The 14625-nt window shown below is 47.1% G+C and carries 9 protein-coding genes, 1 tRNA gene and 1 pseudogene; 1 reads left to right on the top strand and 10 read right to left on the bottom strand.

Going from position 1 to position 14625, the window contains the following annotated elements:
- The first annotated feature begins 245 nt into the window (after positions 1 to 245).
- Positions 246 to 620: pseudogene (locus H3S82_RS11390) on the top strand (VOC family protein).
- 145 nt (positions 621 to 765) lie between these two features.
- Here the strand turns inward: H3S82_RS11390 and rpoC are convergent.
- The 10 genes from rpoC to tuf form a co-directional block, all read right to left on the bottom strand.
- A complete protein-coding gene (gene rpoC / locus H3S82_RS05995) occupies positions 766 to 4974 on the bottom strand; it encodes a DNA-directed RNA polymerase subunit beta' (protein WP_198237122.1) in 4209 nt (1402 codons plus the stop codon).
- A gap of 147 nt (positions 4975 to 5121) precedes the next feature.
- On the bottom strand, positions 5122 to 9261 hold the full coding sequence (gene rpoB, locus H3S82_RS05990) for a DNA-directed RNA polymerase subunit beta (protein ID WP_078039397.1): 4140 nt from the start codon (positions 9259 to 9261) through the stop codon (positions 5122 to 5124).
- 355 nt (positions 9262 to 9616) lie between these two features.
- The gene (rplL, locus tag H3S82_RS05985; protein WP_077971165.1) at positions 9617 to 9988 is read right to left on the bottom strand and encodes a 50S ribosomal protein L7/L12; all 372 of its coding nucleotides are present in this window, start codon (positions 9986 to 9988) and stop codon (positions 9617 to 9619) included.
- A gap of 100 nt (positions 9989 to 10088) precedes the next feature.
- Positions 10089 to 10607, bottom strand: a complete 519-nt coding sequence (gene rplJ / locus H3S82_RS05980) for a 50S ribosomal protein L10 (RefSeq protein WP_077971163.1) — start codon at positions 10605 to 10607, stop codon at positions 10089 to 10091.
- Positions 10608 to 10921: 314 nt separating this feature from the next.
- A complete protein-coding gene (rplA, locus tag H3S82_RS05975) occupies positions 10922 to 11623 on the bottom strand; it encodes a 50S ribosomal protein L1 (protein ID WP_077971161.1) in 702 nt (233 codons plus the stop codon).
- Positions 11624 to 11627: 4 nt separating this feature from the next.
- Entirely contained in the window at positions 11628 to 12056 is a 429-nt protein-coding gene (gene rplK / locus H3S82_RS05970; protein WP_077971159.1) for a 50S ribosomal protein L11, read from the bottom strand.
- A 164-nt stretch (positions 12057 to 12220) separates the two neighbouring features.
- Positions 12221 to 12751, bottom strand: a complete 531-nt coding sequence (gene nusG, locus H3S82_RS05965; protein WP_077971157.1) for a transcription termination/antitermination protein NusG — start codon at positions 12749 to 12751, stop codon at positions 12221 to 12223.
- A 20-nt stretch (positions 12752 to 12771) separates the two neighbouring features.
- Entirely contained in the window at positions 12772 to 12984 is a 213-nt protein-coding gene (secE, locus tag H3S82_RS05960) for a preprotein translocase subunit SecE (RefSeq protein WP_077971156.1), read from the bottom strand.
- Between the two features lie 336 nt (positions 12985 to 13320).
- Positions 13321 to 13396 (bottom strand) — tRNA-Trp (locus H3S82_RS05955).
- Between the two features lie 52 nt (positions 13397 to 13448).
- Positions 13449 to 14624, bottom strand: coding sequence for an elongation factor Tu (gene tuf / locus H3S82_RS05950; RefSeq protein WP_078040400.1), 1176 nt, complete (start codon positions 14622 to 14624; stop codon positions 13449 to 13451).
- Position 14625 lies beyond the last annotated feature (1 nt).

Raw genomic sequence — 14625 nt, 5'->3', positions numbered from 1 at the left:
TTTCAAATATCTTAAATACAATTTTATTTTATATATTTAAATAAAATTTTCTTAATAAAGAATATTCATTATTTAATTTATTTATTTTTATGTTTTATATAAAATATATTTTTATATTAAAATATATTTAGAAATAAAAATTGATTTAAATTAAAAATATTTTTATGACTGTAAAATTCTATAATTTTTCTAAATAAATATACAAAATATCGCACTAATGATTTTATTGGCGAGGATGGATTTCAATGCTTTTCGATCATACTGACCTCTTTGTAATGACATGTTTTGATCTCGAAGCGACCAAGCGTTTTTACATGGAAATTTTGGAGCTCAAGCTAGACGTTTTCGGAGAAAATCGTTTTGCACTCCGCTTCGGCAATCAGAAGATCAATCTCCATCAATATGGCAAAGAGTAAAAACCTAAGTCTCACCTGCCCGTTCCGGGTAGTTTGGAACTCTGTTTCATATCAAAACTTTCTATCGATAAAGTCATTACTCACCTGAAAAAGAACAACTGTCCTATTGTTGAAGGTCCTGTCGAGCGCACCGGAGCGAATGGGAAAATCCGTTCCGTTTACATACGTGACCCAGATTTGAATCCGATCGAGATTTCCGAATAGCTGAAATGATAACCGATTGAACAATTTCTTTTTAAAAATCAGCTCCCCTCTTTCAAGCCCGAAAATTTTTCAAACGTTAAAATACAAAAAGCCCGACAATTAAGTCGGGCTTTTCTTTTGTTCTAAAACCAGCCTGATAGTGGGCTTATTCAGCCGCTGTATGTGTCATATCAGACAACATAGCATTGGCTTTATCGCCACCATTGGCTTTGCGATGTTCATCAACGATCAGATCGTCACGAGCTGTTGCAATGCGACGGATCTGGGCAATTGCGCCACCGGTACCGGCAGGGATAAGACGACCAACGATAACGTTTTCCTTCAAGCCCTGCAAAGTATCCATCTTTCCGGCAACGGCTGCTTCAGTAAGCACACGCGTTGTTTCTTGGAAGGATGCTGCAGAAATAAATGACGGTGTCTGCAGTGAAGCTTTGGTAATACCCAGCAGAACAGGATTGCCGCTTGCCGGTTTCTTACCTTCTTCGATGAGCCGATCATTAACTTCCTGTAGCTCGATCCGGTCAACATGGTCACCCGGAATATAGCCGGAGTCACCGGAATCGGTAATTTCGACTTTTTGCAGCATCTGGCGAACGATGACTTCAATATGCTTATCGTTGATCACAACACCTTGGAGACGATAGACAGATTGTATTTCATTGACGAGATAGGAGGCCAAAGCTTCCACACCCTTGATGGCCAGAATATCATGCGGTGCCGGATTGCCGTCGAGGATATAATCACCCTTTTCAATCTGGTCACCATCCTGCAGATGGAAAGGCTTGCCCTTCGGAATGAGATATTCCACAGGCTCTACCGTATCATCATTCGGCTCGATTGTGATGCGCCGTTTGTTCTTATAGTCGCGTCCAAAGCGGATTGTGCCATCAATTTCAGCAATAATAGCATGATCCTTCGGACGACGTGCTTCAAAGAGTTCGGCAACGCGTGGAAGACCACCGGTAATATCCTTGGTCTTGGCGCTTTCCATTGGTAAACGACCAATAACATCACCAGCCATTACATGAGCACCCGGTTCAACCGAGAGAATGGTTTCAACCGACATCATATAACGGGCATCACCACCCTTCGAAAGCTTGGCGATCTTGCTGCCTTTTTTATCAGAATAGATAACAATGGCAGGCTTAAGATCGGCGCCACGCGGATTGGCACGCCAGTCAATAACCTGACGTTTGGTGATACCGGTTGCTTCATCGGTCGTTTCTGTAACAGATAGACCATCAACCATATCCTCGAAGCCGATATAGCCTTCAACTTCGGTCATGATCGGACGGGTATACGGATCCCATTCGGCAATACGCTGACCACGTTTAACGACATCGCCATCGTCAACGAAGATGCGAGCACCATAGGTAATGCGGTGAGAAGCGCGTTCCTTACCGTTTTCATCCTTGATAAGGATAGCCATATTACGACCCATAACGACCAGATGGCCTTCAGAATTGCGAACAACCTTGCGGTGGCGCAATTCAACCTTACCTTCATAGGATGCTTCCAGATAAGAGGTATCAACAACCTGTGCGGTACCGCCCAAGTGGAATGTACGCATTGTCAACTGTGTACCCGGCTCACCAATAGACTGGGCTGCAATAACACCGACTGCTTCACCCTGATTGACCGGCGTACCACGTGCGAGATCACGACCATAGCACTTGGCACAAACACCGATGCGGGTTTCGCAAGTCAGAGCAGAACGGATCTGGACAGACTGGATACCGGCAGCTTCAATCTTGGCAACATCCGCTTCCTCGATCATGCGGCCGCCTTCAACGATGACTTCACCCGTTGTCGGATGGATAATATCGTGAAGTGCGGTACGACCAAGGATACGTTGGCCGAGGGAGGCAACAACCTGACCGGCATCAACGATAGCCTGCATTGTCAGACCTTTGTCTGTTCCGCAATCAACCTCGGAAATGATAGCATCTTGCGCAACGTCGACAAGGCGACGGGTCAAGTAACCGGAGTTAGCTGTCTTCAAGGCTGTATCGGCAAGTCCCTTACGGGCACCGTGTGTCGAGTTGAAGTACTCGTTCACAGTCAAGCCTTCCTTGAAGTTGGAGATAATCGGTGTTTCGATGATTTCGCCCGAAGGCTTTGCCATCAACCCACGCATACCACCCAGCTGCTTCATCTGGTTCGGCGACCCACGGGCACCGGAGTGAGACATCATGTAAATCGAATTCATCGGTTTTTGACGCCCTGTTTCGGGATCAAATTCAACCGCCTGAATGCGTTTCATCATCTCGTCGGCAACGCGATCGGTACATTTACCCCAAGCGTCGACAACCTTGTTGTACTTCTCACCCTGTGTAATAAGACCGTCATTATATTGCTGTTCATATTCCTTGGCCAAAGCCTCGGTTTCCTGAACCAGTCTTGCCTTGCTTTCCGGTATAACCATATCGTCCTTACCGAACGAAATGCCGGCACGGCAAGCATTGGCAAAACCCAGAGACATGATGCGGTCGCAGAACATCACTGTTTCTTTTTGTCCGCAGTGACGGTAAACATGGTCAATCATCTTGGAAATGTTCTTTTTGGTCATTTCCTGATTGACAATGTCGAACTTGATGTTCGGGCTTTTGGGCAGTGTTTCACCGATGATCAGACGACCCGGTGTGGTATCGTAAATCTTCGAAACAACATTACCCTCTGCATCAATACTCTTGACACGCCCTTTGATCTTGGTGTGAAGCGTCACAACTTTACTCTCCAAAGCGTGCTGCAATTCACCCATATCACCGAAAGCCATCCCCTCACCCGGCTCATGTTCGCAAACAATTGACAGGTAATAAAGGCCAAGCACCATGTCTTGCGAAGGAACAATAATCGGCGCGCCGTTGGCAGGGTGCAGAATATTGTTTGTCGACATCATCAAGACGCGGGCTTCGAGCTGGGCTTCGAGCGACAGCGGTACGTGGACAGCCATTTGGTCGCCATCGAAATCGGCGTTGAAAGCTGTACATACCAGCGGATGAAGCTGGATTGCCTTACCTTCGATCAAAGTCGGTTCAAAGGCCTGAATTCCCAAACGGTGCAACGTCGGAGCGCGGTTCAAAAGAATTGGGTGTTCACGGATAACTTCTTCGAGAATATCCCAAACTTCAGGGCGTTCTTTTTCAACGAGCTTCTTGGCTTGTTTTACGGTTGATGAATAACCCTTTGCATCAAGGCGTGCGTAAATGAACGGCTTGAATAGTTCCAAAGCCATTTTCTTCGGCAAGCCGCATTGATGCAACTTCAGTTCCGGTCCGGTCACAATAACAGAACGACCGGAATAGTCGACGCGTTTACCGAGCAGGTTTTGACGGAAACGTCCCTGCTTGCCTTTCAGCATATCCGAGAGCGATTTCAACGGACGCTTATTGGCACCGGTAATGACACGACCACGGCGACCATTATCGAACAGCGCATCGACAGCTTCCTGCAACATACGTTTTTCGTTACGTACAATAATGCCGGGAGCGCGAAGCTCGATCAGACGTTTCAAACGATTGTTACGGTTGATCACACGACGATAGAGGTCATTCAGGTCGGACGTCGCAAAACGGCCACCATCCAACGGAACTAACGGGCGCAAATCCGGCGGAATAACCGGAATGACTTTCATAATCATCCATTCCGGACGATTTCCCGATTCAATGAAGTTTTCAACGATCTTCAGACGCTTCATCAATTTCTTGATTTTCAGGTCCGATGTCGTTTCTGCCAATTCGGTGCGCAAATCTGCAGCAATTTTCTGCAAATCCATTGCAGCCAAGAGCTCGTAGATAGCTTCTGCACCGATCAAAGCTGTAAACTGGTCGGGGCCGAATTCGTCAACTGCCATCATATATTCTTCTTCGGAAAGAAGCTGATGCATCTTGAGCGAGGTCAAGCCCGGTTCGGTTACAATGTAGTTTTCAAAATAAAGAACGCGCTCGATATCTTTGAGGGTCATATCAAGAAGCGTACCGATGCGGCTCGGAAGTGATTTCAAAAACCATATATGTGCGACTGGAGCAGCAAGTTCGATATGCCCCATACGTTCACGGCGAACACGTGAAAGAGTTACTTCAACGCCGCATTTTTCGCAGATAATGCCTTTATATTTCATGCGCTTGTATTTGCCGCACAGACATTCATAGTCCTTGATCGGCCCGAAAATACGCGCGCAGAAAAGCCCGTCACGTTCTGGCTTGAACGTACGGTAGTTAATGGTCTCGGGCTTTTTGATTTCGCCGTAAGACCAGGACAGAATCTTCTCAGGGCTGGCGATTGATATCCTGATGGAATCAAACGTCTGTGTAGGCGCCTGAGGATTGAAAAGATTCATGACCTCTTGGTTCATGCCGTTCTCCTTCAGGGGTTTTACTAAAAACCCGTTGCGATAGTTGTTTTTGTAAACTGTTAAACAAAAACCTATCTCAATAGAAATCTATTTGTTCGACTTAACAAAAGCCAATGGAGGCGCGCCCTCTTGGGCGCACCTTTCAGATTACTCGGCTGCATCCGGCAAGTTTTGCTGCTGAGCCAATAATTCACGCGTGTCATCAAGCTCGACATTGAGCCCGAGAGACCGCATTTCCTTAACCAGAACATTGAAGCTTTCCGGTATACCCGCTTCAAACGTATCATCGCCACGAACAATAGCTTCGTAAACTTTGGTACGTCCGGCCACATCGTCCGACTTCACTGTCAGCATTTCCTGCAAGGTGTAAGCGGCACCATAAGCTTCAAGTGCCCAGACCTCCATCTCGCCGAAACGTTGACCGCCGAACTGTGCTTTACCACCCAACGGCTGCTGGGTAACAAGCGAGTAAGGTCCAATCGAACGGGCGTGAATCTTATCGTCGACCAGATGGTGCAGTTTAAGCATATAAATATAGCCCACTGTCACCTGACGATCGAAAGGTTCACCGGTACGGCCGTCAAACAGCTGAACCTGTCCTGAAGTTGCAAGCCCTGCTTCCTTCAACATATTGTTGATATCGGCATCATGTGCACCATCGAAGACCGGTGTCGAAATCGACACACCATGGCTCATCTGGTCAGCAAGACGAACAATGCTCGGATCATCGTATTCACGGATTGGCTCGTTACGGTCATTATCGGGAATAATATCCTCAATACGTTGACGCAACGGCTTGATATCTCCGCCCTTACGATAAGCTTCCAATAAATCGCCTATCTGCTTGCCAATACCGGCACAAGCCCAACCAAGGTGGGTTTCAAGAATTTGCCCGACATTCATTCGGCTCGGAACGCCCAGAGGGTTCAACACGATATCAGCGTGTGTACCATCTGCAAGGAATGGCATGTCTTCAATCGGCAGAATGCGCGAAACGACACCCTTGTTACCATGACGACCCGCCATCTTGTCACCCGGCTGGATTTTGCGCTTAACAGCAACAAAAACCTTGACCATCTTCATGACGCCCGGAGGCATTTCGTCACCACGCTGGACTTTTTCAACCTTGTCCATGAAGCGACGCTGGAGAGCATCCTTGGATTCGTCGTATTGCTTGCGCAATGCTTCAATCTCGCCTTGGAGCTTTTCGTCCTCAACCGCAAACTGCCACCATTGTGAACGCGGAAATTCGTTCATGACAGCTTCATTAAGGCTCGTGCCTTTCTTGAAGCCCTTAGGCCCTTCGATAGCTGTTTTTCCATTCAGCATATCAATAAGGCGTGCATAAACGCTGCGGTCCAGAATGGACTGTTCGTCATCACGGTCTTTGGCCAAACGCTCGATTTCTTCGCGTTCGATAGCCATAGCACGTTCATCTTTTTCAACGCCGTGGCGATTGAAAACGCGAACTTCAACGACTGTACCAAATGCCCCCGGAGGCATACGCATTGACGTATCACGAACATCGGAAGCCTTTTCACCGAAGATAGCTCGCAAGAGCTTCTCTTCCGGTGTCATCGGACTTTCACCCTTCGGTGTGATCTTACCAACGAGAATATCACCCGGTTGAACTTCGGCACCGATATAAACAATACCTGCTTCATCGAGGTTTTTCAGTGCTTCTTCCGAAACATTCGGAATATCACGTGTAATCTCTTCCGGTCCAAGTTTCGTATCACGGGCAGAAACTTCATATTCCTCAATGTGGATTGAAGTAAATACGTCTTCTGCAACCATCCGTTCGGACAATAGAACAGCATCTTCATAGTTATAGCCGTTCCACGGCATGAACGCGACGAGAACGTTACGTCCGAGAGCCAAATCACCGAGATCGGTCGAAGGACCATCAGCAATGATATCGCCCTTCTCGATATGGTCGCCAACACGAACCAAAGGACGCTGGTTGATACAGGTCGACTGATTGGAGCGTTGGAATTTATGCAAACGATAAATATCAACACCCGATTTGGTCGGGTCGAGATCCTGCGTCGCACGAATAACAATACGCGTTGCGTCAACCTGATCGACAATACCACCACGTTTGGCCGCAATAGCAGCACCGGAGTCACGAGCAACGATCGGTTCCATACCGGTTCCGACAAACGGTGCTTCGGCGCGAACCAGTGGCACAGCCTGACGTTGCATGTTGGAACCCATCAAAGCGCGGTTCGCGTCATCGTTTTCGAGGAACGGAATAAGCGCTGCAGCAACAGAAACCAACTGCTTCGGTGAAACGTCCATGAGGTCGATATTCTCGCGAGGCGCCATCAACACTTCGTTAGCATGACGACAAACGACGAATTCATCAACAAATTTGCCGTCATCTGACAAATTGGAATTTGCCTGCGCCACATAGTGCTTCGACTCTTCCATCGCCGATAGATAAACGACTTCGCGTGTAACCTTGCCATCAATGATCTTGCGATACGGACTTTCAATAAATCCATATTTGTTGACACGGGCAAATGTTGCAAGCGAGTTGATAAGACCGATATTCGGACCTTCCGGAGTCTCGATCGGGCAGATACGACCATAATGGGTCGGATGCACGTCGCGAACCTCGAAACCGGCACGTTCACGGGTAAGACCACCCGGTCCCAATGCCGACAGACGCCGCTTATGGGTAATTTCCGAAAGCGGGTTGGTCTGGTCCATAAACTGCGACAACTGCGACGAACCGAAGAATTCACGCACAGCAGCAGCAGCCGGTTTTGCATTGATAAGATCTTGCGGCATAACCGTGTCGATCTCGATTGAAGACATACGCTCCTTGATGGCGCGTTCCATCCTCAACAAACCAATGCGATACTGGTTTTCCATCAGTTCACCGACAGCGCGGACGCGACGGTTACCGAGGTTATCAATATCGTCGATTTCACCACGACCATCACGCAATTCGACGAGTGTCTTGACGACTGCCAGAATATCCTCTTTCCGCAAAATGCGGATAGTATCCGGACAATCAAGATCAAGACGCATATTCATCTTTACGCGACCAACGGCCGAAAGATCATAGCGCTCCGGATCAAAAAACAGCGAATTGAACATTGCTTCGGCTGTTTCAAGTGTGGGCGGTTCGCCAGGGCGCATAACCCGATAAATATCGAACAGAGCATCCTGCCGACTTTGATTTTTATCGGCTGCGAGAGTGTTGCGAATATAAGCACCGATATTGACGTGGTCGATATCCAGCACATTGATTTCGTCAACATTCTGGTCAAGCAAAATCTGGAGTGTTTTCTCATCAATCTCGTCGCCGGCTTCAAGATAAATCTCGCCGGTTTCGTAATTGACAATATCTTCAGCCAGATACGAACCGAAAAGATCATCTTCCGTAGCCTTGATCTCTTTAAGGCCTTTTTCAACGAGTTGCTTTGCCGCACGTGCTGTCAGTTTCTTGCCAGCCTGTGCAACAACTTCACCCGTATCGGCATCAACAAGATCAGCCAGCAACTTCATTCCTTTATATCGTTCAGCCGAATAAGGAATACGCCAACCATCTTTGGCTCGTTTGAAAGTGACGGTATTATAGAACGTCGACAGGATTTCCTGTCCATCCATACCGAGTGCCATCAAGATACTTGTTACAGGTATTTTACGGCGCCGATCAATACGGGCATAAACGATATCCTTGGCATCAAATTCAATATCAAGCCAGGAACCGCGATACGGGATAATACGTGCAGCAAATAACAATTTGCCGGAAGAATGGGATTTTCCCTTATCGTGATCAAAAAATACACCCGGTGAACGGTGCATCTGTGAAACGATAACACGTTCCGTACCATTAACAATAAAGGTACCATTTTCTGTCATAAGGGGCATATCGCCCATATAGACATCCTGTTCCTTGATATCTTTAATATCCTTGGAACCGGTATCTTCATCAATATCGAACACGATCAAACGCAGCGTCACCTTGAGAGGTGCCGCATAGGTAAGATCGCGTTGCCGACATTCTTCAACATCGAATTTCGGTGGATCAAATTCGTAACGGACGAATTCGAGCATGGATGCACCCGAAAAATCCGTTATCGGAAACACCGACTTAAATACAGCTTGCAAGCCTTCGTCTTTTCTTCCGCCCTTTGGTTCATCAACCATCAGGAACTGGTCATAAGAAGCCTTTTGAACCTCGATAAGGTTTGGCATCTTGGCCACTTCGGGAATCTTTCCGAATACCTTGCGCACGCGCCTGCGACCGTTAAATGAAAGGGTCTGAGCCATCGTCGCTCCTCGATTTGTGCCCTTCGGGAAGTTATACTCCCTAGAGGCAATACATCATCAATCTGCATGAAGCAGACCAGTTAAAGTAGACCAAAAAATGACCTACATCCTACTTATTTTATACGCCATCCGGTAAAACGGATGACATTGGCAACCCCCATGCTACCGGAGCGCCTTGTTTTCTCAAAGACCGACGACCAACCATCCAATCGTTGATTCTAATGTCATGTCCCTGAACGGTTTAAACCCGTTTCCTGACAGCCACCGAACTGTCAGGAAAAGGGTTCAATCCAAAGTCCGTCTTCCAGCTCTTTCGAGTGGAACCGGTGGGTAAGCACCCACCGGCTTTACGAACTTATTTAAGTTCAACCTTAGCGCCAGCCTTTTCAAGCTGTTCTTTAAGTTTCTCTGCTTCGTCCTTCGAAACGCCTTCTTTAACAGGCTTCGGAGCACCTTCAACCAAATCCTTGGCTTCTTTAAGTCCAAGACCTGTAATGCCACGAACTTCCTTGATGACGTTGATCTTCTGGGCACCGCCAGCAACGAGAATAACGTCAAATTCGGTCTTTTCTTCAGCAGCCGGAGCAGCAGCGCCGGCAGCGGCAGCAACTGCTACCGGAGCAGCAGCAGAAACGCCCCATTTTTCTTCAAGCATCTTGGAAAGCTCTGCAGCTTCCAAAACGGTGAGGTTGGAAAGGTCTTCAACGATCTTTGCGAGATCAGCCATTTTTATATTCCTTCAATTAAAAGGTTTAACCAATTGTTTAACAGCGAACCGGCTAAAAAGATTTTCCTATCTTTTTTAATAACCGGTTTGCGAAACAGCCTTAAGCCGCTTCGCTCTTGCGGGCATATGCGCCAATAACACGTGCGACCTGACCAGCAGGTGCCTTGACAACCTGAGCAATGCGGGTAGCCGGTGTGGAAATCATTCCGACCAGTTTTGCACGCAACTCGTCGAGCGACGGCAATGAAGCCAAAGACTTCACGGCATCCGCGTTCAAGTTGGTGGTACCCATTGCACCGCCAAGAATGACAAGTTTGTCATTAGCTTTAGAAAATTCGACAGCAATTTTCGGTGCTGTCACCGGATCCGAAGAATAGGCAATCAGTGTCTGTCCGGTGAACAGATTTGAAATTGATTCCGAATCCGTGCCTTTAAGAGCGATCTTGGCAAGGCGGTTTTTTGCGACTTTTACGGAACCGCCAGCTTCACTCATTTTCGAACGCAGTTCGTTCATTTGTGAAACTGTCAGACCGGAATAGTGAGCCACAACGACCGAACCGGACTCTTTTAAAGCCCCATTGAGCCATGTGACAAATTCGCGTTTTTCCGCTCTATCCACTGTCTCTCTCCATTTAACAGGTTTTATCAAAAACCCGTCGGGTTGCCTTGAGATAACAGAAACCATTTCCGTTATCAGTGAGGATCCTGTCCCCTTCTTCACGCTTTTTACAGCGCTCAAAGGCAACGCTGGTTCAAACCTTTTAGTCTCAAAAACATCCAGGTCATTACCCCAGTCTCATGCAGGTTTAACTCTATTAAGACACTCACCGTGTCACCCACAATCTCGGACAGGACATTCCGGGTTTCCCCGGTATGACCCGGGCTTCTTTAAAAAGCCCGGATTGATACACCAGCCAACGGCCGGTTGAATTCTTATTGCTCCGGACGGACCGAAGCCAAATCGATCTTGACACCAACACCCATTGTTGACGACAGACCGACGCGCTTCAAATAGTCGCCTTTTGCGCCTGACGGCTTTGCTTTCAAAACAGCATCAGCGAATGCTTTCACATTCTGGGCAATCTGCTCGGCACTAAAGGAAGCTTTGCCAACACCTGCATGAACAATACCGGCTTTTTCAACGCGGAATTCGACGGCACCACCTTTTGATGCCTTTACTGCAGCTGCGACATCCGGAGTAACAGTACCAACTTTAGGGTTTGGCATCAAGCTACGCGGTCCGAGGATTTTACCCAGACGACCAACCAGTGGCATCATGTCCGGCGTAGCAATACAACGATCAAACTCGATTGTACCGCCATTTACAGTTTCAAACAAATCTTCTGCACCAACAATATCGGCACCGGCAGCTTTTGCTTCTTCAGCTTTATCTCCACGAGCAAAAACAGCAACGCGTACATGACGTCCTGTTCCATTCGGGAGATTGACAACGCCACGAACCATCTGGTCTGCATAACGGGGATCGACGCCCAAATTCATCGTGATTTCGATTGTTTCGTCAAACTTGGCAATCGCACGATCTTTGACCATCTTGACCGCTTCGTCCAAAGGATAATACTTGTTAAAGTCTACACCTTCACGGATTTTCTTAAGTCTTTTTGCTATCTTCGCCATGATCTTAGCCCACCACCTGTAGACCCATTGAACGGGCTGAACCTTCAATCATGCGCATCGCAGCTTCAACGTCATTGGCGTTAAGATCTTTCATCTTGGCTTGCGCAATTTTACGAACTTTGTCGCGAGAAATCGTTCCGGCAACTGTCTTGCCAGGCTCTTTTGAGCCCGATTTCAAATTGGCTTCTTTTTTCAAGAAATAAGAAACCGGCGGCGTTTTCATCGAGAATGTAAAGGATTTGTCCTGATAATAGGTAATAACAACCGGAATCGGAGAATTCTTTTCCATTTCCTGCGATGCGGCGTTAAACGCTTTACAAAATTCCATAATGTTGATGCCGCGCTGACCAAGAGCAGGTCCAATTGGCGGAGACGGGTTTGCCGCTCCTGCCGGAACCTGCAGCTTAAGCTGGCCTGCAATTTTTTTAGCCATAATAATCTGCCTTTTTAACTATGCCGAAAACCGGCGGTTTGATGACCGGTAAAACCGGCCTTGCAGTTTTGTGGTCTGGTTTTTGCAACCGGCTAGAGCCGCATTCACCTTCCACAACTCAATTCTCAAAAAGCACTTTAAAAAGCACTTCTTGAAAAAATACCTCAAAGCTTTTCCACCTGACCGAAATCAAGGTCAACAGGAGTAGCACGTCCAAAAATAGAAACTTCAACTTTCAGGCGGGATCTTTCATCCTCGACTTCCTGAACGATTCCGTTAAAGGAAGCAAATGGGCCATCGGCCACGCGAACTTGTTCGCCCACTTCAAACGAAACAGAAGACTTCGGACGCTCGATTCCTTGTTGAACCTGATTAAGTATTTGGTCAGCCTCACGATCGGTAATCGGAACCGGTTTCGAATCCGACCCCAAAAAACCGGTTACCTTCGGCGTATTTTTTATGAGGTGATAAACATCATCCGTCAAATCAGCGCGAACCAGTACATAACCAGGGAAAAATTTCCGCTCGGAATCAACTTTGCGCCCACGCCGAACTTCAACTACTTTTTCGGTCGGAACAAGAATCTTCTCAAAGAGATGATCTAAGCCTTTCAGCTTTGCTTCCTTTTCAATAGCCTCTGCAACTTTTTTCTCAAAATTTGAATAGGCCTGAACAATATACCAACGTGCAGCCACGGTTACTTTTCCTTGAACTATTAGCTGAAAAGACGTTTCAGAAGGGCGATACTCTCCCAAACGCCAAAATTCATAATCTGGTCTGCGATAAAAAAGAATGCAGCTGCAAACGCCGCCATCAAAACAACCATAACCGTTGAAATTGTCGTTTCGCGACGAGTCGGCCAGGTGACTTTTGCAGTCTCGGCACGGACCTGCTTGATAAATGTAATGGGATTTGTCTTGGCAGCCATCACTTTTCCTACATTTTTTCTTTAAAACTATCGCGAATCACAAAGTCAACTTCAAACATGCCAAAACCGCGAAAAGCTCCTACAAAAGCCTCACGCGATTTCATCGTTAACACTAAATAAAGCGTTATTCATAAAAATACAAGCCAAATTTTTGAAGCAGCCGCTTCATATGATTTGTAATTTTATTTCTTGAAGCCAAGTTCCTATCACGAACAGACTATCCAAAACCGTCTTCTGTTCCTGATAAACTATATCTATCCCTTTTCAAAAAACCGGATAAAATCGCCCCACCTTATTCGAGCGAACTGTAAAATTTTGCATCCTGTTTTAAAAAAATGGCAGGGGCAGTAGGGTTCGAACCCACGACCTGCGGTTTTGGAGACCGCCGCTCTACCAACTGAGCTATACCCCTTCAGATCAAGGCAGACGCATTGTCATACACTACGTCTGCCTTTTATCTAAAACTATTCAATGATTTTAGAAACGATACCGGCACCAACAGTGTGGCCACCTTCACGGATAGCGAAGCGGAGCTTCTCTTCCATAGCAACCGGAACAATCAGTGTGACATCCATCGTAACATTATCACCCGGCATAACCATTTCTGTACCTTCCGGCAGTGTTACAATACCGGTAACGTCTGTCGTACGGAAATAGAACTGCGGACGATAATTGGTGAAAAATGGTGTGTGACGACCACCTTCATCCTTTGTCAAAATATAAGCTTCTGCCTTGAACTTGGTGTGCGGTGTAACTGTACCGGGCTTCGCCAATACCTGACCACGTTCGACACCTTCACGTTCAATACCACGAAGAAGTGCACCAATGTTGTCGCCTGCTTCACCTTCATCAAGAAGCTTGCGGAACATTTCAACGCCGGTTACCGTCGTCTTTGTTGTCGGACGAATACCAACGATTTCAACTTCATCACCAACCTTGACAACACCGCGTTCAACACGGCCGGTAACAACTGTACCACGACCGGAAATCGAGAACACGTCTTCAATCGGCATCAAGAAAGGCTGATCAATCGGACGCTTCGGAGTTGGAATATATTCATCAACTTCGTGCATCAAAAGACGAACAGCATCTTCACCGATTTCCTTGTTGGTGCCTTCAAGAGCAGCCAATGCAGAACCCTTAACAATCGGAATCTCGTCGCCAGGGAAATCATATTTGGAAAGAAGTTCACGAACTTCAAGCTCGACAAGCTCAAGAAGCTCTTCATCATCTACCTGATCAACCTTGTTCAAGAAAACAACAATTGCAGGAACGCCAACCTGACGGGCAAGAAGAATGTGTTCACGTGTCTGAGGCATCGGGCCATCAGCAGCCGAAACAACAAGAATTGCACCGTCCATCTGAGCAGCACCGGTGATCATGTTCTTGACATAGTCAGCGTGTCCCGGGCAATCAACGTGGGCGTAGTGACGCTTCTCTGTCTCGTATTCAACGTGCGCTGTAGAAATCGTGATACCACGAGCACGTTCTTCCGGCGCAGCATCAATCTGGTCATACGCCTTGAACTCACCAAAATATTTTGTAATCGCTGCCGTCAGCGTTGTCTTACCATGGTCAACGTGACCAATCGTGCCGATATTTACATGCGGCTTCGTACGTTCATATTTGCTCTTTGCCATC

Source organism: Bartonella sp. M0192 (assembly GCF_016102305.1).
GTDB lineage: Bacteria > Pseudomonadota > Alphaproteobacteria > Rhizobiales > Rhizobiaceae > Bartonella > Bartonella apihabitans.
This window is presented reverse-complemented; position numbering and strand designations above follow the sequence as displayed.